Raw genomic sequence first — 21116 nt, 5'->3', positions numbered from 1 at the left:
GCGTTGACGCAGGCATGCTTACACTCGGCGCACTTTCTACGGAGCGCCTGTATGAGCGAGACCACGATGACCGCCATCGCCATTGCCGATGGCAAGGGCGACGCGGATGCGCTGTATGCCTGCGAGCAACCGCGCCCGCGCCCGGCGCCGGGGCAGGTGTTGATCCGCGTGCACGCCGCCGGCATCAATCGGCCCGATCTGCTGCAACGCGCAGGCCACTATCCGCCACCGCCTGGTGCGCCGGAAACGCTGGGTCTGGAAATCGCCGGCGAGATCGTCGAGCCGGCTGGTCGCTGGAAGGTGGGCGATCGGGTCTGTGCGTTGCTGGGCGGTGGCGGTTACGCGCAGTACGCGGCAGTGGACGCGCGGCATGTGTTGCCGATTCCCGCCGGCATGGATCTGGTGCACGCTGCGGCGCTGCCGGAGACCGTCTTCACTGCCTACGCCAATCTGTTCGAGCATGGCCGGCTGGCTGCCGGCGAGTGGTTGCTGTTGCATGGCGCCACCTCCGGGATCGGTGTGACCGCGATCCAGTTGGCCAAGGCGGCCGGCGCGCATGTGCTGGCCACCGCGCGCTCTGCCGGCAAGGCCGCGCAGGCGCGTGAGTTGGGCGCCGATGTGGCGATCGACTCGACCACCGAATCGTTCGTCGCCGTGGCCAAGGCGCACGGCGGGGTGGATGTGTCGCTCGACATGGTGGGCGCTGCGGTATTTGCCGACACGTTGGAAGCGCTCAACCCGCGCGGGCGCATCGTCTATATCGCGTCGCAGGCCGGGTCGAAGATCGAGGTGCCGATTCCACTGCTGATGCGCAAGCAGGCCATTCTCACCGGATCGACGCTGCGACCGCGCAGTGCCGACGAAAAAGCGCGGCTGGCCGCGGAAGTGGAGCGCGTGGTGTGGCCGTGGATCGAACAAGGCAGGTTGCGTGTGTTGCTGGACAAGTGCTTTCCGCTGAAAGAGGCCGCTGCAGCGCACCGGTACCTGGAGCAGGGCAGCCATCTGGGCAAGGTGGTGCTGGAGATGTGACCGCGCATGGTCGACTGCGTCCCGATACCGGTCGGCTGTCAGGCAGCTGCCGGCAATCGGGTTCGCTGCATCGCTGTCGTAGCGTGTTGCATGTGCAGCAGGATGGCCGAAGCGTGACCAACACCCGCGCGATCGCCCTGTGGCCGTGTTGCCCGGCGCCTTGTCAATCGACGCGCCGCGTTGCCGGCAATGCCTATGCGGCGCTGCCGACCACCGCTTCCAGGTGGTGCCCGTCAGGATCGACGACGAACGCGGCGTAATACGCCTGGCCGTCATCCGGACGCAGGCCGGGCGCGCCGTTGCAGCGGCCGCCGTGCTGCAACGCGGCCCAATGAAACGCATCCACCGCAGCGGCGTCGTGCGCAGCGAATGCCAGATGGAAGCCGACACCTGGTGCGCACTCTGTCGCCTGCCGCTGCTTCAGTGCCAGGCTGTCTTCGCCGCCAGCTTTGCCGTAGCCGACGGCCTGGTCGGGCGTGCCCGGTTCAAGATCGGACCACACCCGCACATCGCCAAGTGCGCCGAGCGCAGCATCGTAGAAAGCGGCGGATGCCTCGATGGCGCGAACGCCCAGCGAAACGTGATGCAACATCGGTGTGCTCCTTGATTGGTGGCGGCGATTGATATCGGCACCTTCGCGTGTCGGTGGCGATCCTGGTCTGCCGCGACGCCGTGGTCAACCAACCTGATGGCAGGGTCGACACGGTTGGCACGCGCGCGCCCGATCCGGTGCTGGAGCGCTGCAGCAACACACGACAACGACCGGGTGTGGCGGCGCGCGTCCCGTGTTGCAAGCGCCACCTCCTGCATGCCGCGACCAGGTGGCGGAGGTATAGCAAAACACGCAGGAGCGATGTCTCGCGGCGAGCCGGGGGCTGCCCGTACACTGCGCTCCTGCATCGCGCCGCTGCCGCGTTGGTCTGTATCGGACAGGTGCGCGGGCCGCTATTTCTCATCCACACGAAGGTTCCGATGAAGCATCCAGACGCACTGCGCATTGCCCTTGTCGGTATCGGCAAGATCGCCCGCGACCAGCACGTGCCCACCATCGCCGCGCGCAACGATGTGCAGCTGGTGGCGACGGTGAGCCGGCATGGCACGGTCGACGGTGTGCCGTCGTATCAGACCCTGGAAGAGGCGTTCGCCGCGCATCCGCAGATCGAAGCGGTGGCGTTGTGCACACCGCCGGTCGGGCGGCACGCGCTGGCGCAGACCGCATTGGCCTCCGGTCGCCATGTGTTCCTGGAAAAGCCGCCAGCGGCCACACTCGCCGAGATCGACGATCTGCGCGCGATGGCGCAGCGCGCGCAACGCAGCCTGTTCACCAGTTGGCACTCGCGTTGCGCCGCAGGTGTGGAGCCCGCCCGCCAATGGCTGGCCGACAAGCAGATCGTGCGCGCGCATATCGCCTGGAAAGAAGACATTCGCCATTGGCACCCGGGGCAGGACTGGATTCTGGAACCCGGTGGCATGGGCGTGTTCGATCCCGGTATCAACGCGCTGTCCATCGCGACCCATCTGCTGCCGCGCACATTGGCGCTACGCGCTGCGCAACTGCAGACACCACAAAACCGCCAGGCGCCGCTGTCCGCCACACTCGCGTTTGTCGATACGGCCGGTGTGCCGGTGACGGCCGAATTCGATTTCCTGCAGACCGGTCATCAACGCTGGGATATCGAGGTCGAAACGACTGCCGGCCTGCTCAATCTCAGCGAGGGCGGGGCCAGATTGAGCATCGACGGGCAGCCGCAAGCGCTGCCGGCATCCACTGAATACGACGGGCTGTATCGACGGTTTGTGCAGTTGGTGCGCGCCGGCGAGTCGGAGGTGGATATCGCACCGTTCGTGCATGTGGCCGACGCCTTCCTGCTCGGGGCACGTACGGTCATCGCGCCGTTCGAGTGGTAGCCAATCCGTGCAGCCATGCATGGTGTCGGCAATGCATGCATCGCCTCATGCGGTCAGCGTGAGCCTCGCCGCACGGCATGGACGACCGAGATCAAACGCCTGCATGCGCTGTGTCGGCTTGCGGTGCAGCAGATACTGCTGCACCGGAAGAGGCCGGTACGCTGCCTAGTTGCGATAGACGTGGCGCAAGTCGTTGCCGGTGTGCAGCTGTTGCAGTTTGCTCAGCGGGACCTCGACCCGGTCGGTGGTGTAGTACCCCGGTTGCCGTGCGGTGACGCCGCGCGCATCGCTCTCGGCGCCTTTCCACTTGCTGTAGCCCTTGGCCGGAACCGCCAGGGTCACGTTCTGGCCGCTGACCTGTTCCACTTTCACCACGCCGTAGGCGTGTCCTTCGAATGCCCCGGGTACTACCGCCTCCAGATCCACCGTGTACAGGTCGCCCTGGCGGGGCTGCGCCAGCAGCGCATCGTCCTGCCTGGAGGTCTGTGCCGAGCTGTACGCGCCGAAGGCCACGAGCGCTGCGATCAGGCAGAGCAATACCAGGCCGCCAAAACGGCGGTAGGCCGGAATCGGCGATGTGCCCAATGTGGCTTCGAAGGTCTTGGTGTCCAGCTGTGTGGTGTGATTGCACCCGTCGCAAACACGCAGGTAGCGCTTCTTGGTCACCCAGCCGAAGAGATACCACAGATGGGCGTAGCGATAATGCAGCACGTTGCGGAAACTGCGCTCCTGCCCGCATTGGCTGCAGTTGGCGGTATTGGCAGCGCCCAACGGGATGACATCGCCACCCGATCCCCAGATGATCATGCGTTCGTCCTTGATACGTTGAAGAGCCTGAATATTATTGCGAAATCGGCGAGATGGGTAGCCAGGGTGCCGCAGTGCTTTATGCGTTGGGCAAGCCAGGCACTGGTGTCCGGGGACGACAGCGCGTCACGCCGTATCGGCGCGCTTGCCCTGAACGTGCATGACACGCTGCGCGCCGTCCGTTCCTGGCCAATCTAGTGTCGTGCCACGGGGCGGGGGCGGAGCACGTTAAACTGTGTGCAGATCCTTTCGCTCACTGATCCCATGCGCAATCCATTGCAAGAACAGCTGCTCAAGGCTGGCCTGGTCAAAAAAGCCCAGGTGGACAAGGTCGCACGCGAGCAGGTCAAACAGCGGCATGCCAAGGGTGCGGCGGTGGTGCCGGTGGACGCCGACAAGGTGGATGCGGCACGGCTGCAGGCCGAGCGTGCAGAACGCGATCGCGCGCTGGCCGAAGAGCGCAATGCGCAGCTGCGGCGGCAGGAAGTCCTGGCTCAGATCAGGCAGATCGTGGACACCAGCAAGATCAAGCGCGAGGGTGAGATCGATTACCGCTTCAACGATGGCAGCGTCATCCGCAGTGTGCTGGTCAACCCGGCATTGCGCAGCCAGCTGGCCAGTGGCGCCGTGGTGATCGTGCGCCACGGCGACGGTTTCGAGCTGATTCCACGCGCTGCCGCCGAGAAGGTCTACAGCCGTGATGCGCAGGCCGTGGTGCTGGATCATGGCCGCATGGATGCCGCTGCAGCGACAGACAGCGACGATGACTATTACAGCCAGTTCAAGGTGCCGGACGACCTGATCTGGTAGCTGGTCGCGTGCAGGGCTGCAGGCTACCCTGACGGTCTTTGCTGCCGATCATCTCGACATGTCGATCGTTCTCACCGCGTTTGCCCGTACCCGCCTGTTCCCACGCGATGGCCGTCGCAACGCCATCCAGGATTGCACGCCCGAGCAGTTCATCCAGCGCCTCAACGACGAGGCGCCAGTGCGCGTCATCGAAGGCTACGCGCCGTTCTGCCAGCTGCATGTGCATCGCAACTGGACCTCGACCCGCTGCCTCACCGTGCCGATCGCCGACGACAACCGCCACCAGCTGCGCTCCGGTTATGAAGCACGCAGCACGCAGGAGTTGCCGGTATTGGTGCGATGGTTCGAAGGCGTCGAGCCACCGGTGGCCGCGTATCTGCTACCCATCCTCTACAGCCGCGATCAGCTCGCCAAGGAAGGCGCGCCCATCGACGCGGACTGGGGCGTGGTCGGTTGTCTCTACACCGCCGAACCTGACGAAATCCCGATGGCGCCGATCACGATGTTGCGCAACGCGCTTGGCGTGGAAGAAGGCGGCTCGGGTGTGGCCCTGGACCGCGATGCCTATCGGCGCAGCGTGGCGTTCTGGGAACGCAATGCGAATTGGCGGCCGTGATTGCCGGTGCTGTGTGGATGCTGGTGGTGGAGCGGCGGCGCGCGCCGTGGTGCCGGATAAAGCGCTTTAAAAAAGCCCTGTGTCGTCGAACCTTATCGTGAGGTAAGGCAAGCATGCATGCGCACGCGTTTGCCCGACACGCTCAACATCGCTAACCGATGCCGAAGACAGCGGTATCGGGCCGCGTCCAGGCAATCGTGGTGATTGCGCCTTGCACCAGGCCCTGATCCCTGAGCTGTGCAAACACCGCTGCCGGCGGCCATCCTGCTGGTGTATCGGTAAACGGAATCTGCAATGACTGCAGCAGGCTGAAAATCTCCGCCAGTTCCTGATGGCTGTGGAATGGCAGTCGTACGCCGTCTTTGGCGTCGGTGCCATGCGCAAGCAATTGTGCGGACATGTCGCCGCGTTCGCAGGCGACGTGGACCTGCTGCTCCAGAACGGCGCGGACATCAGTCATGGCTGGTGGCGGTGACTCAAATGCCATCCAGAATCCGGGCGCGTCGCTGGTTGTATTCTGCTTCGGTGATGACTTGTTGCGATTTCAGGGTCTCCAGCTCCGCCAGTCGAGACTGCACCGTGTTTATCGCTGTCGAGTGTGGCGTGGCGGATGTGACCGATGCGCGCGTTGCACGCTTGGCCGCCCAGACCACCAGTGCGATGACGGCAGCGGCAATGCCGAAAATGACCAGCAGGATGAGCCAATGCCAGATACTGAAGCTACCCATGTTGTTTCCTTTTAACGAGGGAATTTGAAACGGTTTGGCACTGCTGCGCGACACGTCTCCACGTCATGCGTGCAGACGCGGTGCGTGGCACGCGGTACAAAGACCCGGAACGGGCACCCAACGCGCTCAGTCTAGAGCCGTCGCGGCCCCGCGTGGTCAGCGCGACAGCGACTGCTGGGGCTGCACCTGTTCCTGCGCCTGCCGCTGCGACAGGTCGGCGTCCAGTGCCTGGCTCTGGCGCGTGCTCGACTATAGGTCTGGTCGATGCAACCACGGACTCAGCGGCGCAGTGGCGACCGCGCGGGGCACGCTAACACTCGGCGCAGGCATCTTTTAGCGGCGGCGCACCGCAGCAAGCCACACCTTGGCGCGCTGTGACAGGCTGCCGATAACAGTCGGTCCGCCAGAAAGCAGCACGGGCGCCCGAAGGCGCCCGTGCTGTGCACATGATCGGCAGCGACGGCCGCAGGCCGTCCAACTCCCTGCTGGCGGCCGTGATTGTGATCGCGCCGCTGGCGTTTCATACGTCCGTGGATCAGCGGAACATCAGCGGAACAAGTGCGCCTGGATCCCCACGAATGCGCTGCGGATCTCTGCAACGCTGCCCAGCATCCGCTTGGCGTCATTGACCCCGCCGTAGCGGATCCGCAGGACGTCGCCGATCCTGCTGCTGGCCAGCTCGCCGGTACCGTTGCGCGCGTAGTTGCCCAGCACATACTCCAGGAATGAACGCATCTCGCGTTCGTATCCGCCAAGTCCGGTGGACGCCGCTGACTGCACCCGTTGCATCCGCGACAGCGGCGCGAGGGTGAACCGCACGTAGGCCAGCACGTCGAAGATGTCGCTATGGGGCGCATCGATCAGGCGCCGCATGTCGTCCAGACGCTCGCCGTCGTAACCCAGGTCCGTGAGGCGCTGGAGGAAGGCCTCGCGCCGGTCCGGGTCGCTCCAGATGGCGCGCAGTTCGTCCTCGTTCTTCAGCAATGCATCGAGGTCGCCGAACAGCTGCTGCATGAATTCCTGGGCGGTGATCATCCTGCCATCGTTGGACCAGTAAGTGGTCGCGGCAATGTAGTGGATGCTGCGTTCGCGGCCGTCGGAGAGCTTGACCACGACCCGCTTGGGCGGCTCGGGTTCGCGGACGCCACCACCAGGCACGCCGGGCTCGCTCTCGCGGGGCCGCCGTGGTCTGCGCGGCTCGGACGGATCATCCGGCGGCAGCGGCTCGCCATCCCACGCAGCATCGTTGAAGTGCGCATAGGCCTTCACGAAGTCGTAGATGGTGAAGTAGTCCTTGCCTTCGAACGTGCGCGTGCCGCGCCCGATGATCTGCTTGAACTCGATCATCGACTTGACCGGGCGTAGCAGCACGATGTTGCGGATGTTCAGCGCGTCCACGCCGGTGGACAGCTTTTGCGACGTGGTCAGGATGGTCGGCAGGGTCTTCTCGTTGTCCTGGAACTCGCGCAGGTGGCGTTCGCCCAGCTCACCGTCGTCGGCGGTCACGCGCTCGCAGTAGTGCGGGTCCGGGTTGTCCTTGATCTGGTTGATGCAGTTGCGTACCCGTGCGGCGTGCTCCTGGGTGGCGCAGAACACCAGCGTCTTCTGGCGCTGGTCGATCTGGTCCATGAACTCCTGCACGCGGCTGCGCTCGCGCTGGTCGATCACCAGCCGGGTGTTGAAATCGGCTTCCGTGTAGACGCGGCCGCGTTCCAATTCACCTTCCAGTACCACATCGCCCTCGGAGTAGGTGTACTCGTCCAGGGTCGAGGCCATCTGCCGCACCTTGAACGGTGTGAGGAAGCCGTCGCCGATGCCTTCCTTCAACGCATACGTGTAGACCGGCTCGCCGAAGTAGGCATAGGTGTCGCCATTGACATCGCGCTTGGGCGTGGCGGTCAGGCCCAGCTGCACGGCCGGCTTGAAGTACTCCAGGATCGCGCGCCAGCTGCTTTCGTCGCGCGCACCGCCGCGGTGGCACTCGTCGATGACGATGAAGTCGAAGAAGTCCGGCTCGTAGCCTTCGAAGGTGAACTGCGCGCTAGCGGACTGGCCTTCCGTATCGCCGCCACCGGTCATGAAGGTCTGGAAGATGGTGAAGAACACGCTGGCATTGCGCGGAATGCCGCCCTTCTTGCGGATCTCTTCCGGCCGGATCCGGCACAGCGCATCCGGCGCAAACGCACTGAACGCGTTGAAGGCCTGGTCGGCAAGAATATTGCGGTCGGCCAGGAACAGGATCCGTGGGCGACGCACCGGATCACGGCTCAGGTTCCACTTGGCATGGAACAGCTTCCACGCGATCTGAAACGCGACGGATGTCTTGCCGGTGCCGGTGGCCAGCGTCAGCAGGATGCGGTCGCGGTCCGTCGCGATTGCCTCCAGCACCGCGGTGATCGCGTTGTGCTGGTAATAGCGCGGCTGCCACTTGCCGCTGCCGGTCTCGAACGGGACCGCGCCGAAGCGCTCGCGCCAGTCGTTGCCGTGCGGGAAGCAGCGCAGCCAGAGGTGTTCCGGCGTCGGGAACGGCAAGGCGATGTCGCCTTCGGCGCCGGTGTCCATGTCGATGCCATACCAGCCGATCCCGTTGGTGGCATAGGCGAACCGGGCCTGTAGTCGCGCCGCATAGTCCTTGGCCTGACCGACGCCTGCGGTATGGCCCAGCCCGGCGCGCTTGGCTTCGATCACCGCCAGTTTGCGGCCTCGGTAACTCAGTACGTAATCCGCTGACAGCGAAGTACCGCGCTGGCCGCCGCCGAGGATGCGGCCAGGGCAGATCAGTTCCCGGTGGACCTGCGCGCCCTCCACCACGCCCCAGCCGGCATCGCGCAGCACCGGGTCGATGCGGTTGGCGCGGGTGTCGGCCTCGGTTTCATGCATCGCGTGCATAGCCCGCCTCGCGTTGTGCGCGGATCGCCAGGACAAATACGGTGTCCAGCTCGGTTACATACTGGTAGAGGGCAATGTATCCGCGAGTGCCTTGGCCAATGACCAGTTCACGCAGATCGTTGCGCGTCATGCGCCCGATCAGTGGATTGTTGGTGAGCACATCGGATGCGCTGACGATTTCGCCAAGACGCTCCTGGATATGCTCGGCCTCGTGCTGTTCCAGGTGGCCGATGATGCGCCGCAGGTCCTCGTTGACAGAGGGCAGGAACTCGACGCGCGCCACGCTATTTCGCGAACTTGCGGGGGACGGGAAGTGGCGTGTTATTGCCCTGAATGCGTTCCATCAGATAGCGGCGCATCTCTTCCCAGGGAATGCTCTCGCCGGTCTCGAGGAATTCGGCCCAACGGCGTTCGGCCTCTGCATGGAAGTCGGTGCGCCGCTCGGCCAGTTCGGCCTTCTCGGCAATGGCTTCCAGGATGAAGTTGTGCGACGTGGTGCCAGCCGCTTGCGCGGCCTTGGCGATGCGGGCCTTGAGCGCGTCCGGCAGGCGGATGGTGGTGGTGCTCATGCGGGGCTCCCGGTCAGGATGCCCAAATGTAGCACGGGAGTGTCACAGGCGCATCAGCGTCTCGAGCAACGCGCGCCTTGCAGTTTTGATTATGCGTATTGGCGATTCAAAGCCCGCTCGGTTAGACTTGTCGCAACACGACCCCCGCCTCTTGGTTCCCTCGGGAATCTACGCGGGGGTTCTTATTGCCTGTCGCCCGCCAGCCACCAGTCTTTCCAACCGTTGGGCGCTCCCATGTCCGCGCTAGACAACTGGCGTGTAGATGCCTGAGACGGAAAGGCGTCGAGATGCGCCGCCATCCGCTCTGGCCAACTGCTTCCGGGGCACACCACGCGCACCAGATGGCAGACCATCGCCAACTGGATGAACGGCTTGGTCAGCAGATCCTGCCTGTTCTCGAATGCAGCGCCCCAAGCAGGCCATGCGGTTGACGGTGGAATGGGAGAACTCACCATGTTTCGGTTCCACACGCGGCTGTGGTGGGCCACCAGATTGCGCAGGTAGCTCAAACAGCGCACCCAGCTTGCGAACACCTTCCAGTCGGCAATTCCATAGCGCTCAGCGATGGCCTGCTGGTCGGGCACTTTCATCATGGCCAGCAGTTGCGAGACTGCACCGAAGTCCCACACCTCGATAGCGACCCAGATCGGCAGGTCCGGGCCATGCTTCTCACGATAGTGCTTGACGAAGTCCTCGCGGGAGCGCTGCACCAAGCTCTGGTACTTCATCTGCCATGTGGCGAAGAATGTCTGGTTCGTCTGCGGCGCTCTTTTTTCGCGGAACGTGGGGTGGAAGTTGCGCTCATGAAGATGGGCGAAGGTGTCGACTTTGCCCAGTCGGTATGCCACCTCCACCCGCAGCGACACTTCGATTCGTTCAAGGGCATCTGCCAGCAGCACGCGTAGCCGACGATCGAACAGATACAGTTCGATGGCATCGGTGAACGTTGTCCCTGGCATGAAGTGATCCGTGCGCACCGAGCGGATCGACCCCGATTGCGGGTCCTGCTCATGCCGGAAGATCCGGAACGGATACCAGTACGCACTGAGCCGGTAGTAGCCGACACGCTGCAGCCACGCCAGTGCCCATTCCCTGTCCGACAGGGCCAAGCCGCGCTCTTCCAGCATCAAGAGCTGATCTTGAAAGGATTTCCATGGGCGATCGTAGGTACTGGCATCGGTCATGGCGAAGAAATTACGTCAGTTGGCCGGAGAAGGCGGCTTGGAGCAGGGATTGGCGGAGGGCGGCGACTTCTGCAGCAATGTGCGTGTATCTGGCTCGCAGGTTTGCAACGTGAGTTGAAAGGGCGTTTAGCTTTTTCACGATCGCCTCTTGTTGGTTAAGAGGCGGGAACGGGAACTCCGACTCCTCGAACGTCGCGAGATTGATGTTGTCTTGTGCGCTGCCTTTGCCTTTGAGCTTCAATTCCTCTGCGAAGTAGCGAAGCATGTACTCCACATAGTAGGGCGTTGCTTCATCGGGCTTGGGGACCATTCCGATTACGCTGTCAGGAAAACATGCCTCGATCTCCAGCACGCCGGTGTCTGCAATGTTTGCGGCGATGGTGATGCAAACTGTGCCGACCGGCCATAGTTTGCTCTGCATCAGACCCATCTCGTTGTAGCTCTGCGAAAACTCCCGGATGCCGCCTTGAGCTTTACGCACGTCGCCCGTCTGGATGAAAGGATACTTGCCGCCATAAAGCGCTGGATCATTGCGGGGGCGATGCTTGGATTTTCCACGTGAGAAGTCTTTCGCCGTTTCTGCGAGTGTCTTCATGTTTGCGGTGGGCAGAAGTTCGTCAAACGTTGAAAGTAATACTTGCTCGAACAGCGCTTGCCCGTCAGCGAGATTGGCTTCGGCATTGGCGCAGGCGCGGTCGAGGGCGCCGAAGGCCTGATCCAGCACTGCGACGATGCGCTTTTGTTCGTCCATCGGAGGGGTCGGAAACTCGATTTGACCCAACGCGGTACGACTGATCCTGCTCCGGGTTGTTCCGGTGCATAGTGCGGCCACCTCCGAAAGATAGGCGTCCGTCTGAGTAAAGTAGACGAAGAGCTTCGGAAGGATCAGTTGTTCATCGAGACGAACGATCGAGCAGTCAACCGCCGTGATCATCCGGGTATCCAATTCGGGCACGATGCATGCGCGGCCCACAGGATCAGGAAGGCGTGAGATCAGGATGTCTCCGGCTAAGACCTCCGTGCAGTTCAATCGAGCGAAGGTGCCAGCGCTGATGAAGCGCGCCTTTTCAGCCCGATCTTTGAATTCGCCTCCTCCGACGTTGCCAGTTTGAAGCAAGCGGATACCTGACGTTGACTGGTCTTTCGATTCTATCCAGTCACCATCGGAGAACATTTCAGCAAGTTCAGCCAGTGGACTGGTTGGCCACGACGTTTTAACTGGCCGGGCGAGTGCAGAGCAACTCACAGCATCTTCCTCACCTGCGCCAACAACTTCGCCGTCTCCACATCCCGCGCCAGCATATCTTCGATGATTTGCTGCGGGGTGCGTTGCGGCGCAGCCTCAGGCGCATGCGGGTTCTTAACTGACAGGTCGCAGGTGGGGGCGTCCACGTTGGACACGTCGACCGTCCAGCTCTTCTCGCCGCTCACTTTGGCTTTTTGCAGTGCTACGAATTCCGCAAGATCCGTATCATTCAGCGCATTGGTTTTTCCCATCGAGCGGCCGGGGTCGAGCTGGTAGTACCAGATCTTGCTCGTCGGCGCGCCCTTGTCGAAGAACAGCACCACGGTTTTCACGCCCGCGCCCTGGAAGGTGCCGGACGGGCAATCGAGCACGGTGTGCAGGTTGCAGCTGGCCAGCAGTTCGCGCCGCAGCTCGACGCTGGCGTTGTCCGTATTGCTGAGGAAGGTGTTCTTGATGACCACCGCGCCGCGTCCACCGGCTTTGAGCTTGCGGATGAAGTGCTGCAGGAACAGGTAGGCCGTCTCCGACGAGCGGATGGGAAAGTGTTGCTGCACTTCCTTGCGCTCGCCGCCGCCGAAGGGTGGGTTGGCCAGCACGACATCAAAGCGATCCTTTTGCTGGATGTCCATGACGTTTTCCGACAGCGTATTGGCGTGGTGGATATTGGGCGCGTCGATGCCGTGCAGAATCATGTTCATCACGCCCAGCACGTAGGCCAGCGATTTCTTCTCCTGTCCGTAGACGGTCTTACGCTGCAGCGTGTCCCAGTCCTTGGCCGACAGGTCATCGCGGCGCAGATGCTCCCAGGCCTCACACAGGAAGCCGGCGCTGCCGCAGGCGCCGTCGTAGATAGTCTCGCCGATCTGCGGCTGTACCACCTGGATCATCGCGCGGATCAGCGGGCGCGGCGTGTAGTACTCGCCGCCGTTACGGCCGGCGTTGCCCATGCGCTTGATGCGGGTCTCGTACAGCTCGGACAGCTCGTGCTTGGCCTGTGAACTGCCGAAGCTCAGCGTGTCCACGATCTCCAGCACGTCGCGCAGGGTGTAGCCGGAGCGGAAGCGATTGGAGACTTCCGAGAAGATCTCGCCGATCTTGTACTGCAGGCTGTCGGCCTGCACGGTGCTGTCCTTGAACGACTTGAGGTGCTTGACCAGCTTGCCGTTGACGAACTCGATCAGATCGCTGCCGGTGCGCGCGTTGGGGTCGGGCTTGCCGTCCCGCGTCTTCGGCGCAGCCCAGTCCTGCCAGCGGTAGGGCCGGGTCAGGAGCGGCGCGTAGGGCTTGCCCTTGAGCGCGGCCTCATCGGCCCATTCGTGTTCCATGTCGTCCAGGTACTTGAGGAACAGCAGCCACGAGGTCTGCTCGGCGTAGTCCAGCTCCGAGGCCAGGCCTTCATCGTTGCGCATGGCCTTGTCGATGGCATTGAAGGCCTGGACGTAGGCGTTGTGGCTGCCTTGCTCCGTCTTCGTGCTGCTTGCCTGGCGCAGGAGTGGCATCCGCGATCGACACGGAACCACCGCGGCCACGACCGGGCACGATGCGGCCTTGCTCAATCAGGTGCGCTTTGACCCGCGTGTAGGTGCTGTCGGCCCAGCCCAACGCGCTGCCTAGTTTGACGTTGCCTGCAGAGCCACCCAGTGACTCGAGTGTCTGCATGAATCGTTCGGCTTGTGTCTCCAGCGACATCGGGTATGGGCTCCAGCGTTCGTATCGGGCGGGCATTGTCGCAGCAAGCGGGCCCGCCGGCATCGATGCGGATCGACATTGGTTCTCCCTGATGATCGACGCGCAAGGCTGCGCTGCCATCCGACAGGCGCCGCGTGGCGCGGTACTCCCTCAACTCATGGGCAGAGCCGGTGACAGCACCATTCGAGGCGCGCCTGGTCCGCTGATCGCACGAAAAACGGGCGCCTTGCGGCGCCCGTTCTTGTCTGCATGGCGATGTGTTGCCAATGGATCAGTAGCGGTAATGATCCGGCTTGTACGGGCCAGCCACGTCCACGCCGAGATAATCGGCCTGGTCCTTGGTCAGGGTGGTCAGCTTGACGCCGATCTTTTCCAGGTGCAGGCGGGCCACTTCCTCGTCCAGGTGCTTGGGCAGGATGTAGACCTTCTTCTCGTAGGTGTCGCGCTTTTCCCACAGGTCGATCTGCGCCAGGGTCTGGTTGGCGAACGAGTTGGACATCACGAAGCTCGGGTGGCCGGTGGCGCAGCCCAGGTTCACCAGGCGACCGTCGGCCAGCAGGAAGATCGCGTTGCCGTTGCCGAACACGTACTTGTCGACCTGCGGCTTGATGTTGATCTTCTCCACGCCCTTGAGTGCATTCAGCGCATCGACCTGGATCTCGTTGTCGAAGTGGCCGATGTTGCACACGATGGCCTGGTCCTTCATCGCCTGCAGGTGCTCGACGGTGATGATGTCCTTGTTGCCGGTGGTGGTGACATAGATGTCGCCGCGGCCCAGGGTGGATTCGATGGTGTTGACTTCGAAGCCTTCCATCGACGCCTGCAGGGCGCAGATCGGGTCGATCTCGGTGACGATGACGCGGGCGCCATAGTTACGCAGCGAAGCCGCGCTGCCCTTGCCCACGTCGCCGTAGCCGCAGACCACCGCGACCTTGCCGGCCAGCATCACGTCCATCGCGCGCTTGAGGCCATCGGCCAGCGACTCGCGGCAGCCGTAGAGGTTGTCGAACTTGCTCTTGGTGACCGAGTCGTTGACGTTGATGGCCGGGATCAGCAGCTTGCCGGCTTCGGCGATCTGGTACAGGCGGTGCACGCCGGTGGTGGTCTCTTCGGAAACGCCCTTCCAGTCCTTGACCACGCGGGTCCAGTACCCCGGACGCTCGACGGCCACGCGCTTGAGCAGCGCCTTGATCACGCCTTCTTCGTGCGAAGCCGCCGGCTCGTCGACCCAGGTGCTGCCGTTTTCGAGCTCATAGCCCTTGTGGATCAGCAGGGTGACGTCGCCGCCGTCGTCCACCACCAGCTCCGGGCCGGTCAAGGTGCCGTCGGGCAGGGTGAAGGTCAGTGCGTCCAGGGTGCAGTCCCAATACTCTTCCAGCGTCTCGCCCTTCCAGGCGAACACCGGCGTACCGCTGACCGCGATGGCAGCGGCGGCGTGATCCTGGGTCGAGAAGATGTTGCACGAGGCCCAGCGCACGTTGGCGCCGATGTCCTTGAGCGTTTCGATCAGCACGGCGGTCTGGATGGTCATGTGCAGCGAGCCGGTGATGCGCACGTCCTTCAGCGGCTTGCTCTGCGCATGCTTGCGGCGGATCGACATCAGGCCCGGCATCTCGTGCTCGGCGATGTCCAGCTCCTTGCGGCCCCAATCGGCCAGGGAGAGGTCGGCGACCTTGTAGTCGGTCTGTGGGGCGATTTTCGTGACAGCGTTCATGCAATAGCTCCGGTAGGCAGATCAATGTCTGCAATTCCGGGCGCCGTTGAACGATGAATGCTTGTCGAGCCTGGCCGTGTGCCTGCACGGTGTGTGCAGTTGGCGGATCAGTCCGCCATACCGGTCGCAGCGCCCCTCGACGAGAGCGATGAGTATATCGGCAGCACCCCCCTCCGGCATGAATCGGCATCGGCCCAACCAACGGCAGGGGGAGCCACGCGCGGGCGCCTGCTAAGGTCCACGCTCGATCCAGACCGGGGACAAGTCATGCAGGGGACACCGATGAGGCAACGTTGGATGCAGCACGGACGGGTACTGGCGAGCATGCTGGCGCTGAGCGCAGCGCCGCTGGCTTTTGCTGCTGCCGCGCCAGCGGCCCAGCCTGCCACGGCCAGCGCGGCGAGCAATGGCTACCAGCTGCCCTCCAAGGCGCTGCAGGAGGTCGTGGACGCGCCGCGCGCGCCGCTGCTGCAGTTGTCGCCCAAACGCGACCTGGCCGCGATGCTGCAGTTGCCGGCGTTGCCGGATATCGCCGAGGTGGCCCAACCCGAGCTCAAGCTGGCCGGCCTGCGGATCCATCCGAAGACCTTCGCCAGCAGCCGGTTTTCCTTCGCCGGCAAGCTGTGGCTGCTGTCGGTGGCCGATGGCAGCGAGCGGCAGATTGCCGGCCTGCCGACGCCATTGTCGCTGGCCACGTTGAGCTGGTCGCCGGATCAACGCTACCTGGCGTTCCGCCGCGAGGATGCGGCCAGCGGGGCCAACGAACTGTGGCTGGTGGACGTGGCCGCCGGGCAGGCGAAGCGCCTGGTGGCCGGCTTGAACACCAGCGTCAACGACGAGTTGCGCTGGTTGCCCGATGGCAGCGGACTGCTGGTGCAGCAGCAAGTGGCCGGGCAGGGCGCGCCGCCCACGCGCGATGCAGTGCCGGACGGTCCTGCGACCCAGCAGACCAGCGCTGCTGCCGGCGTGCGCTCGCTGCCGACCTATCAGGACCTGCTGCGCAACGAGACCGATGCGCGCGTGTTCGAGTACTACGCCACCGGCCAGCCGATCATCGTCAGCGTGACCGGGCAGGTGCGCCCGATCGCTGCGCCCGGCATCTATCTCAACCTGTCGGTGTCGCCGGATGGCCGTTACATCCTGAGCGAACGCAGCGAGCGGCCGTTCTCGTATGTGGTGCCGGTGGACAACTTCGCGCGGCGCATCGAGGTGCTGGACCTGCAGGGCAAGCTGGTGCGGCAGATCGCCAAGCTGCCGCTGGTCGAAGGCCTGCCGACCGGCAACGACGCGGTGCCCACTGGCGTGCGCGACATCGCCTGGCGCGGTGATGCGCCGGCCACGCTGGTGTGGGCCGAAGCGCAGGACGGCGGCGACCCGGCACGCGCCAGCAAGATCCGCGATGCGGTGCTGATGCAGGCCGCGCCGTTCGCGCGCGCGCCGGTCACGCTGGCGCAGCTGGGCAGCCGTTTTGAAGGTATCCAATGGGGCCGGGGCGATCTGGCCATCCTCAGCGAGAGCTGGTGGAAGACCCGCCGCACCAAGCAGTGGCGGGTTGCGCCGGATCAGCCGCAGCGCGCACCCGAATTGCTCTGGGACCGGTCCTCGCAGGACCGCTACAACGACCCTGGCACGCCGGCGACGGTGGCCGACGGCAAGGGCCGCCCATTGCTGCAGACCAGTGCCGATGGCAATAGCCTGTTCCTGCTCGGCAAGGGCGCCTCGCCGGAAGGCGACCGCCCGTTTGTGGACCGTTTCGATCTGCAAAGCAAACGCGCCACACGGCTGTTCCATTCGCAGGCACCCACCTATTCCGCACCGCTGGCGTTGCTGGATGCGCAAGGCACGCAGTTGCTGCTCAGCCGCGAATCGCCTGAAGAACCGGCCAACTATTTCGTGCAGGCGCTGGGCGATGCAACGCCCGCACCGCGTGCGTTGACCCACTTCGCGCATCCCTTGCCACAGCTGCGCGGCGTGCAGAAGGAGCAGATCCGCTACAAGCGCGCCGATGGCGTGGACCTCACCGCCACGCTGTTGCTGCCGCCCGGTTACGACCCCAAACGCGATGGCCCGCGGCCGCTGCTGATGTGGGCGTATCCGGGCGAGTTCAAAAGCGCCGACACCGCCAGCCAGGTCACCGACTCGCCTTACCGTTTCAACGCGATCAGCTACTGGGGCCCGCAGGCATTTCTGGCGATCGGCTATGTGGTGCTCAATAACCCGACCATGCCGATCGTCGGCGAAGGCGATGCCGAACCCAACGACACCTACGTGCCGCAGCTGGTCGCCGACGCGCAGGCGGCGGTGGATGAAGTGGTGCGGCGCGGGGTCACCGACCGCGAGCACATCGCCATCGGCGGGCATTCGTACGGCGCCTTCATGACCGCGAATCTGCTCGCGCATACGCGCCTGTTCAAGGTTGGCATCGCGCGCAGCGGTGCCTACAACCGCACGCTCACGCCGTTCGGTTTTCAGGCCGAAGAACGCAACTACTGGCAGGCGCAACCGGTGTACCAGGCGATGTCGCCGTTCAACTACGCCGACAAGATCAAGGACCCGCTGCTGTTGATCCACGGCCAGGACGACAACAACACCGGCACCTTCCCGATCCAGAGCGAGCGCATGTTCGCCGCGATCAAGGGGTTGGGCGGCACCGCGAAGCTGGTGATGCTACCCAACGAATCGCACGCGTATCGCGCGCGGCAGTCGATCCTGCAGATGCTGGCCGAGAGCGAGCAATGGTTGAAGACCTATCTCGGCGAGCCGGTGAAGGCGAAGGACGCTACGCGCACGCGTTGATCGAGAGATGCGCTGGCACCTGTAGGAGCGCGCTCGCGCGCGATGAAGCATCACCGAGAGAGCTTCATCGCGCCCGGGTGCGCTCCTACGGTGGATGCGGCCGCCGCGCGTCCCGGGAAGATTCGCCGCGGCGCCCACACGATTGCCGCGATCACCCGTAGGAGCGTACCTGGGCGCGACGGGGCATGACCAGGACAGCCACATCGCGTAGGAGCGGGCTAGCCCGCGATGGGGCATTACCGGGAAAGCTCCATCGCGCGCCAGCGCGCTCCTACGAGAGTCATCGGACAGAGCACTGGCACACGATGGTTGGTGTTGAAACCGTCGCGCTTGTCGCAACCATCTAATCCTTTTGGGTTAGTCTTCGACGACTTTGCGCTTGAAGAGGGTGTGCGTTTCCGATGAACGAGTACCGCAGCAGTCTTGTGTTCGCTACCCCCGATCTTCCCTTGCGCGACGATGTACGTCGGCTCGGCGCGCTGGTCGGTGATCTGCTTGCCGAGCAGGTTTCTGCGGAATTCCTCGATGAAATCGAACGCGTGCGCACCACCGCCATTGCGCGGCGCGAAAGCGATGCGCCACCGTCCACGCTGAGCGAACAGCTGACCGGGCGTGAGCCGCGCGAAGCCGAGTCGCTGGTGCGCGCCTTCAGTACCTATTTCCAGGTCGTCAACATCGCAGAGCGCGTGCACCGCATCCGCCGTCGCCGCGAATACCAGCGTAGCGGCACCGACACCCCGCAGCCGGATGGCCTGCACGATGCATTGCGCCGGCTCAAGGCGCAGGGCGTGACGCTGGAGGAACTCGGCGAGTGGTTGCCGCGCATCGACGTGGAGCCGGTGTTCACCGCACATCCCACCGAAGCGGTGCGCCGCGCATTGCTGGAAAAAGAACAGCTGATGGTCGCCAGCCTGGTCGACAACCTGGATGGCATGCGCACGCCCAATGAGCGCGCCAGCGATGCGGCGCGCTTCCGCATGGCCTTGACCGCGTCCTGGCAGACCGCCGACTCCTCGCCGGTGCGCCCCACCGTGGAGGACGAGCGCGAGCATGTGGGGTTCTATCTCACCCAGGTGCTCTATCGCGTGGTTCCGGTGATGTACGAAACCCTCGAGCACGCCATCGAGGAAACCTACGGCAGCGTGCCGAGCCTGCCGCGCCTGTTGCGCTTCGGCACCTGGGTGGGCGGCGACATGGACGGCAATCCCAACGTGGATGCCACCACCATCGCCGGTACGCTGGATGCGCAGCGCCGCGCGGTGCTGGACCGCTATCAAAAAGAACTCTGGCAACTGGCCAGCCTGCTCAGCCAGTCGACCACGCTGGTGGCGGTGAGCCCGGCGTTGAGCGAGCAACTGCAGCGGTATCGCGCGTTGTTGCCCGATGCCGCCGCACGCTCGCGGCCGCGCCACGGCGACATGCCGTACCGGCTGCTCAACGACCTGATGCGCGCGCGGCTGCAGGCCACGCTCGACGATGCCGATGGCGCGTACACCGCACCAGTGGAGCTGGAGCAGGATCTGCAATTGATCCTGGACAGCCTGCAGGCCAACAAGGGCTTGCACGCCGGTTGGTTCGCAGTGCGCCGTCTGTTGTGGCGCGTGCGCACGTTCGGCTTCCATCTAGCCCGTCTGGACGTGCGCCAGGAATCGAGCGTGCATGCGCGCGCGGTCGCCGATGCCTTGGGCCAGGACGACTGGGATGCGCAGGACGCCACACAGCGCGCCGCGCTGCTGGGCCCGTACGCGTCTGGCGAGCAGGCATTGCCGCGAGTGGATGATGCAGGCAACGCGCGGCTGGATGCGGTCTTCGCCGCACTCGCCGATGCGCGCACGCGGCATGGCGCCGATGCGCTGGGCAGCTACATCATCTCGATGGCGCATAACCGCGCCGACGTGCTGACCGTGCTCGCCCTGGCGCGCCGCGGTGGTCTGGTCGACGACGCTGGCGCGGTGCCGCTGGATATCGTGCCGCTGTTCGAAACCGTGGACGATCTGCGTGGCGGCACCGGCACCGTGCAGGATCTGCTGGCCGACCCGGTCTATCGCCAGCATCTGGCTGCACGCGGCGACACCCAGATGGTGATGCTCGGCTATTCGGACAGCGGCAAGGACGGCGGTATCGCCGCGTCGCGCTGGGGCCTGCAGCGCGCACAGGTGGAGCTGCTGGAAGCGGCGGCCGAACTCGGTGTGCGGCTCACCTTTTTCCACGGGCGCGGCGGCTCGATCGCGCGCGGCGGCGGAAAGACCAGCCGCGCGCTGGATGCGGCACCGCGCGGCAGCGTCGATGGTCGTTTGCGCGTCACCGAGCAGGGCGAAGTGATCCATCGCAAGTACGGCATCCGCGCGTTGGCCCTGCGCTCGCTGGAACAGATGACCGGCGCGGTGCTGCTGTCGAGCCTGCGCCCGCGTGCGCCCGAGCCGCGCGAGGAGCGCTGGCGGCCGGTGATGGATCTGGTGGCCGAACGCAGCACCGTCGCCTATCGCGCGTTCGTCGGCGCGCCGGATTTCATGCAGTACTTCCGCCTGGCCACGCCGATCGATGTGATCGAACGCATGACGCTGGGTTCGCGCCCATCGCGCCGGCTGGGCCAGGATGCGGCGCTGTCCAACCTGCGCGCGATTCCGTGGGTGTTCGCGTGGAGCCAGGCGCGGGCGGTGATCCCGGGCTGGTACGGCGTGGGCAGCGGTCTGCAGGCGGCGGTGGATGCCGGGCATGAAGAGACCTTGTGTGAGATGGCGCAGGACTGGCCGTTCTTCCGCACCTTTCTGGACGACATCGCGATGGTGCTGTCCAAGGGCGACCTTGCGATCGCCGAGCTGTTCTCGCGGTTGTCGGGCGACCTGCATGCGCGGTTCTTCCCCGGCATCGGCGCGGAACTGGCGCTGACCAAACGCTGGGTCAAGGCGCTGACCGGGCAACAGTCGCTGCTGCAGCACGACCCGCGGCTGGCCTTGTCGATCCGCCTGCGCAACCCCTATATCGACCCGATCAGCGTGTTGCAGGTGGACCTGCTGCAACGCTGGCGCGCCACCGATGGCGAAGACGACGAGCTGCTGCGCGCGCTGGTCGCCTGCGTCAACGGCGTCTCGCAAGGGGTACAGAACACCGGCTGATGCCGGCAGGGAACC

At 64.5% G+C, this 21116-nt stretch carries 17 protein-coding genes and 1 riboswitch; of the genes, 6 read left to right on the top strand and 11 right to left on the bottom strand.

Annotated elements, in window-relative coordinates; translation table 11 throughout:
* Nucleotides 1-51: 51 nt before the first annotated feature.
* A complete protein-coding gene (locus GGR61_RS10795; protein ID WP_184621370.1) occupies nt 52-1029 on the top strand; it encodes an NAD(P)H-quinone oxidoreductase in 978 nt (325 codons plus the stop codon).
* 193 nt (nt 1030-1222) lie between these two features.
* On the opposite strand, the gene GGR61_RS10790 is transcribed toward GGR61_RS10795, so the two are convergent.
* Complete coding sequence (locus GGR61_RS10790; protein WP_184621369.1) at nt 1223-1621, bottom strand: VOC family protein; 399 nt, start codon at nt 1619-1621, stop codon at nt 1223-1225.
* 380 nt (nt 1622-2001) lie between these two features.
* Here GGR61_RS10790 and GGR61_RS10785 point away from each other — a divergent pair, with 380 nt between their 5' ends.
* Nucleotides 2002-2937, top strand: a complete 936-nt coding sequence (locus GGR61_RS10785; RefSeq protein WP_184621368.1) for a Gfo/Idh/MocA family oxidoreductase — start codon at nt 2002-2004, stop codon at nt 2935-2937.
* A 165-nt stretch (nt 2938-3102) separates the two neighbouring features.
* Here GGR61_RS10785 and GGR61_RS10780 read toward each other — a convergent pair whose 3' ends face one another.
* Entirely contained in the window at nt 3103-3744 is a 642-nt protein-coding gene (locus GGR61_RS10780; RefSeq protein ID WP_184621367.1) for a hypothetical protein, read from the bottom strand.
* Between the two features lie 264 nt (nt 3745-4008).
* Here GGR61_RS10780 and GGR61_RS10775 point away from each other — a divergent pair, with 264 nt between their 5' ends.
* Nucleotides 4009-4554, top strand: a complete 546-nt coding sequence (locus tag GGR61_RS10775; RefSeq protein ID WP_184621366.1) for a DUF2058 domain-containing protein — start codon at nt 4009-4011, stop codon at nt 4552-4554.
* 58 nt (nt 4555-4612) lie between these two features.
* On the top strand, nt 4613-5170 hold the full coding sequence (locus tag GGR61_RS10770) for a DUF3228 family protein (protein ID WP_184621365.1): 558 nt from the start codon (nt 4613-4615) through the stop codon (nt 5168-5170).
* A gap of 151 nt (nt 5171-5321) precedes the next feature.
* On the opposite strand, the gene GGR61_RS10765 is transcribed toward GGR61_RS10770, so the two are convergent.
* The 9 genes from GGR61_RS10765 to ahcY all read right to left on the bottom strand — a co-directional run bounded on the left by GGR61_RS10765 (nt 5322) and on the right by ahcY (nt 15189).
* The gene (locus GGR61_RS10765; protein ID WP_184621364.1) at nt 5322-5630 is read right to left on the bottom strand and encodes a hypothetical protein; all 309 of its coding nucleotides are present in this window, start codon (nt 5628-5630) and stop codon (nt 5322-5324) included.
* 16 nt (nt 5631-5646) lie between these two features.
* On the bottom strand, nt 5647-5898 hold the full coding sequence (locus GGR61_RS10760; protein WP_184621363.1) for an SHOCT domain-containing protein: 252 nt from the start codon (nt 5896-5898) through the stop codon (nt 5647-5649).
* Between the two features lie 546 nt (nt 5899-6444).
* Nucleotides 6445-8787: a type I restriction endonuclease subunit R gene (locus tag GGR61_RS10755; protein WP_260287495.1), complete on the bottom strand. Its 2343-nt coding sequence runs from the start codon at nt 8785-8787 to the stop codon at nt 6445-6447.
* The gene (locus GGR61_RS10750) at nt 8771-9070 is read right to left on the bottom strand and encodes a type II toxin-antitoxin system RelE/ParE family toxin (protein ID WP_184407347.1); all 300 of its coding nucleotides are present in this window, start codon (nt 9068-9070) and stop codon (nt 8771-8773) included. Before GGR61_RS10750 ends, GGR61_RS10755 begins: the two co-directional genes overlap by 17 nt.
* Before the next feature lies 1 nt (nt 9071).
* Nucleotides 9072-9356 (bottom strand): DUF1778 domain-containing protein, encoded by a 285-nt coding sequence (locus GGR61_RS10745; protein ID WP_184621362.1) that lies wholly within the window; start codon nt 9354-9356, stop codon nt 9072-9074.
* Between the two features lie 182 nt (nt 9357-9538).
* Nucleotides 9539-10540: an Abi family protein gene (locus GGR61_RS10740; RefSeq protein WP_184407345.1), complete on the bottom strand. Its 1002-nt coding sequence runs from the start codon at nt 10538-10540 to the stop codon at nt 9539-9541.
* A 10-nt stretch (nt 10541-10550) separates the two neighbouring features.
* Nucleotides 10551-11786, bottom strand: a complete 1236-nt coding sequence (locus GGR61_RS21370; RefSeq protein WP_326520246.1) for a restriction endonuclease subunit S — start codon at nt 11784-11786, stop codon at nt 10551-10553.
* Nucleotides 11783-13285: an N-6 DNA methylase gene (locus GGR61_RS10730; protein WP_184621361.1), complete on the bottom strand. Its 1503-nt coding sequence runs from the start codon at nt 13283-13285 to the stop codon at nt 11783-11785. The genes GGR61_RS21370 and GGR61_RS10730 overlap by 4 nt, the downstream gene beginning before the upstream one ends.
* Nucleotides 13286-13746: 461 nt before the next feature.
* Nucleotides 13747-15189: an adenosylhomocysteinase gene (gene ahcY / locus GGR61_RS10725; RefSeq protein ID WP_184621360.1), complete on the bottom strand. Its 1443-nt coding sequence runs from the start codon at nt 15187-15189 to the stop codon at nt 13747-13749.
* A 31-nt stretch (nt 15190-15220) separates the two neighbouring features.
* Nucleotides 15221-15333, bottom strand: a riboswitch (S-adenosyl-L-homocysteine riboswitch).
* A gap of 171 nt (nt 15334-15504) precedes the next feature.
* Between ahcY and GGR61_RS10720 the strand changes: the two genes are divergently transcribed.
* Together GGR61_RS10720 and ppc are read left to right on the top strand one after the other, a co-directional pair.
* Nucleotides 15505-17985: a prolyl oligopeptidase family serine peptidase gene (locus tag GGR61_RS10720; RefSeq protein WP_184621388.1), complete on the top strand. Its 2481-nt coding sequence runs from the start codon at nt 15505-15507 to the stop codon at nt 17983-17985.
* 401 nt (nt 17986-18386) lie between these two features.
* Complete coding sequence (gene ppc / locus GGR61_RS10715; RefSeq protein ID WP_184621359.1) at nt 18387-21101, top strand: phosphoenolpyruvate carboxylase; 2715 nt, start codon at nt 18387-18389, stop codon at nt 21099-21101.
* Nucleotides 21102-21116: the final 15 nt, after the last annotated feature.

Source organism: Xanthomonas sp. 3058 (assembly GCF_014199765.1).
GTDB classification, from domain to species: Bacteria; Pseudomonadota; Gammaproteobacteria; order Xanthomonadales; family Xanthomonadaceae; genus Xanthomonas; species Xanthomonas campestris_B.
This window is presented reverse-complemented; position numbering and strand designations above follow the sequence as displayed.

What these genes read in the sequence shown, in the direction of transcription:
- GGR61_RS10795 (WP_184621370.1), top strand. Translation starts at nt 52, where the DNA reads ATGAGCGAGACCACGATGACCGCCATCGCCATTGCCGATGGCAAGGGC.
- GGR61_RS10790 (WP_184621369.1), bottom strand. Translation starts at nt 1,621, where the DNA reads ATGTTGCATCACGTTTCGCTGGGCGTTCGCGCCATCGAGGCATCCGCC.
- GGR61_RS10785 (WP_184621368.1), top strand. Translation starts at nt 2,002, where the DNA reads ATGAAGCATCCAGACGCACTGCGCATTGCCCTTGTCGGTATCGGCAAG.
- GGR61_RS10780 (WP_184621367.1), bottom strand. Translation starts at nt 3,744, where the DNA reads ATGATCATCTGGGGATCGGGTGGCGATGTCATCCCGTTGGGCGCTGCC.
- GGR61_RS10775 (WP_184621366.1), top strand. Translation starts at nt 4,009, where the DNA reads ATGCGCAATCCATTGCAAGAACAGCTGCTCAAGGCTGGCCTGGTCAAA.
- GGR61_RS10770 (WP_184621365.1), top strand. Translation starts at nt 4,613, where the DNA reads ATGTCGATCGTTCTCACCGCGTTTGCCCGTACCCGCCTGTTCCCACGC.
- GGR61_RS10765 (WP_184621364.1), bottom strand. Translation starts at nt 5,630, where the DNA reads ATGACTGATGTCCGCGCCGTTCTGGAGCAGCAGGTCCACGTCGCCTGC.
- GGR61_RS10760 (WP_184621363.1), bottom strand. Translation starts at nt 5,898, where the DNA reads ATGGGTAGCTTCAGTATCTGGCATTGGCTCATCCTGCTGGTCATTTTC.
- GGR61_RS10755 (WP_260287495.1), bottom strand. Translation starts at nt 8,787, where the DNA reads ATGCACGCGATGCATGAAACCGAGGCCGACACCCGCGCCAACCGCATC.
- GGR61_RS10745 (WP_184621362.1), bottom strand. Translation starts at nt 9,356, where the DNA reads ATGAGCACCACCACCATCCGCCTGCCGGACGCGCTCAAGGCCCGCATC.
- GGR61_RS10740 (WP_184407345.1), bottom strand. Translation starts at nt 10,540, where the DNA reads ATGACCGATGCCAGTACCTACGATCGCCCATGGAAATCCTTTCAAGAT.
- GGR61_RS10730 (WP_184621361.1), bottom strand. Translation starts at nt 13,285, where the DNA reads ATGCCACTCCTGCGCCAGGCAAGCAGCACGAAGACGGAGCAAGGCAGC.
- ahcY (WP_184621360.1), bottom strand. Translation starts at nt 15,189, where the DNA reads ATGAACGCTGTCACGAAAATCGCCCCACAGACCGACTACAAGGTCGCC.
- ppc (WP_184621359.1), top strand. Translation starts at nt 18,387, where the DNA reads ATGAACGAGTACCGCAGCAGTCTTGTGTTCGCTACCCCCGATCTTCCC.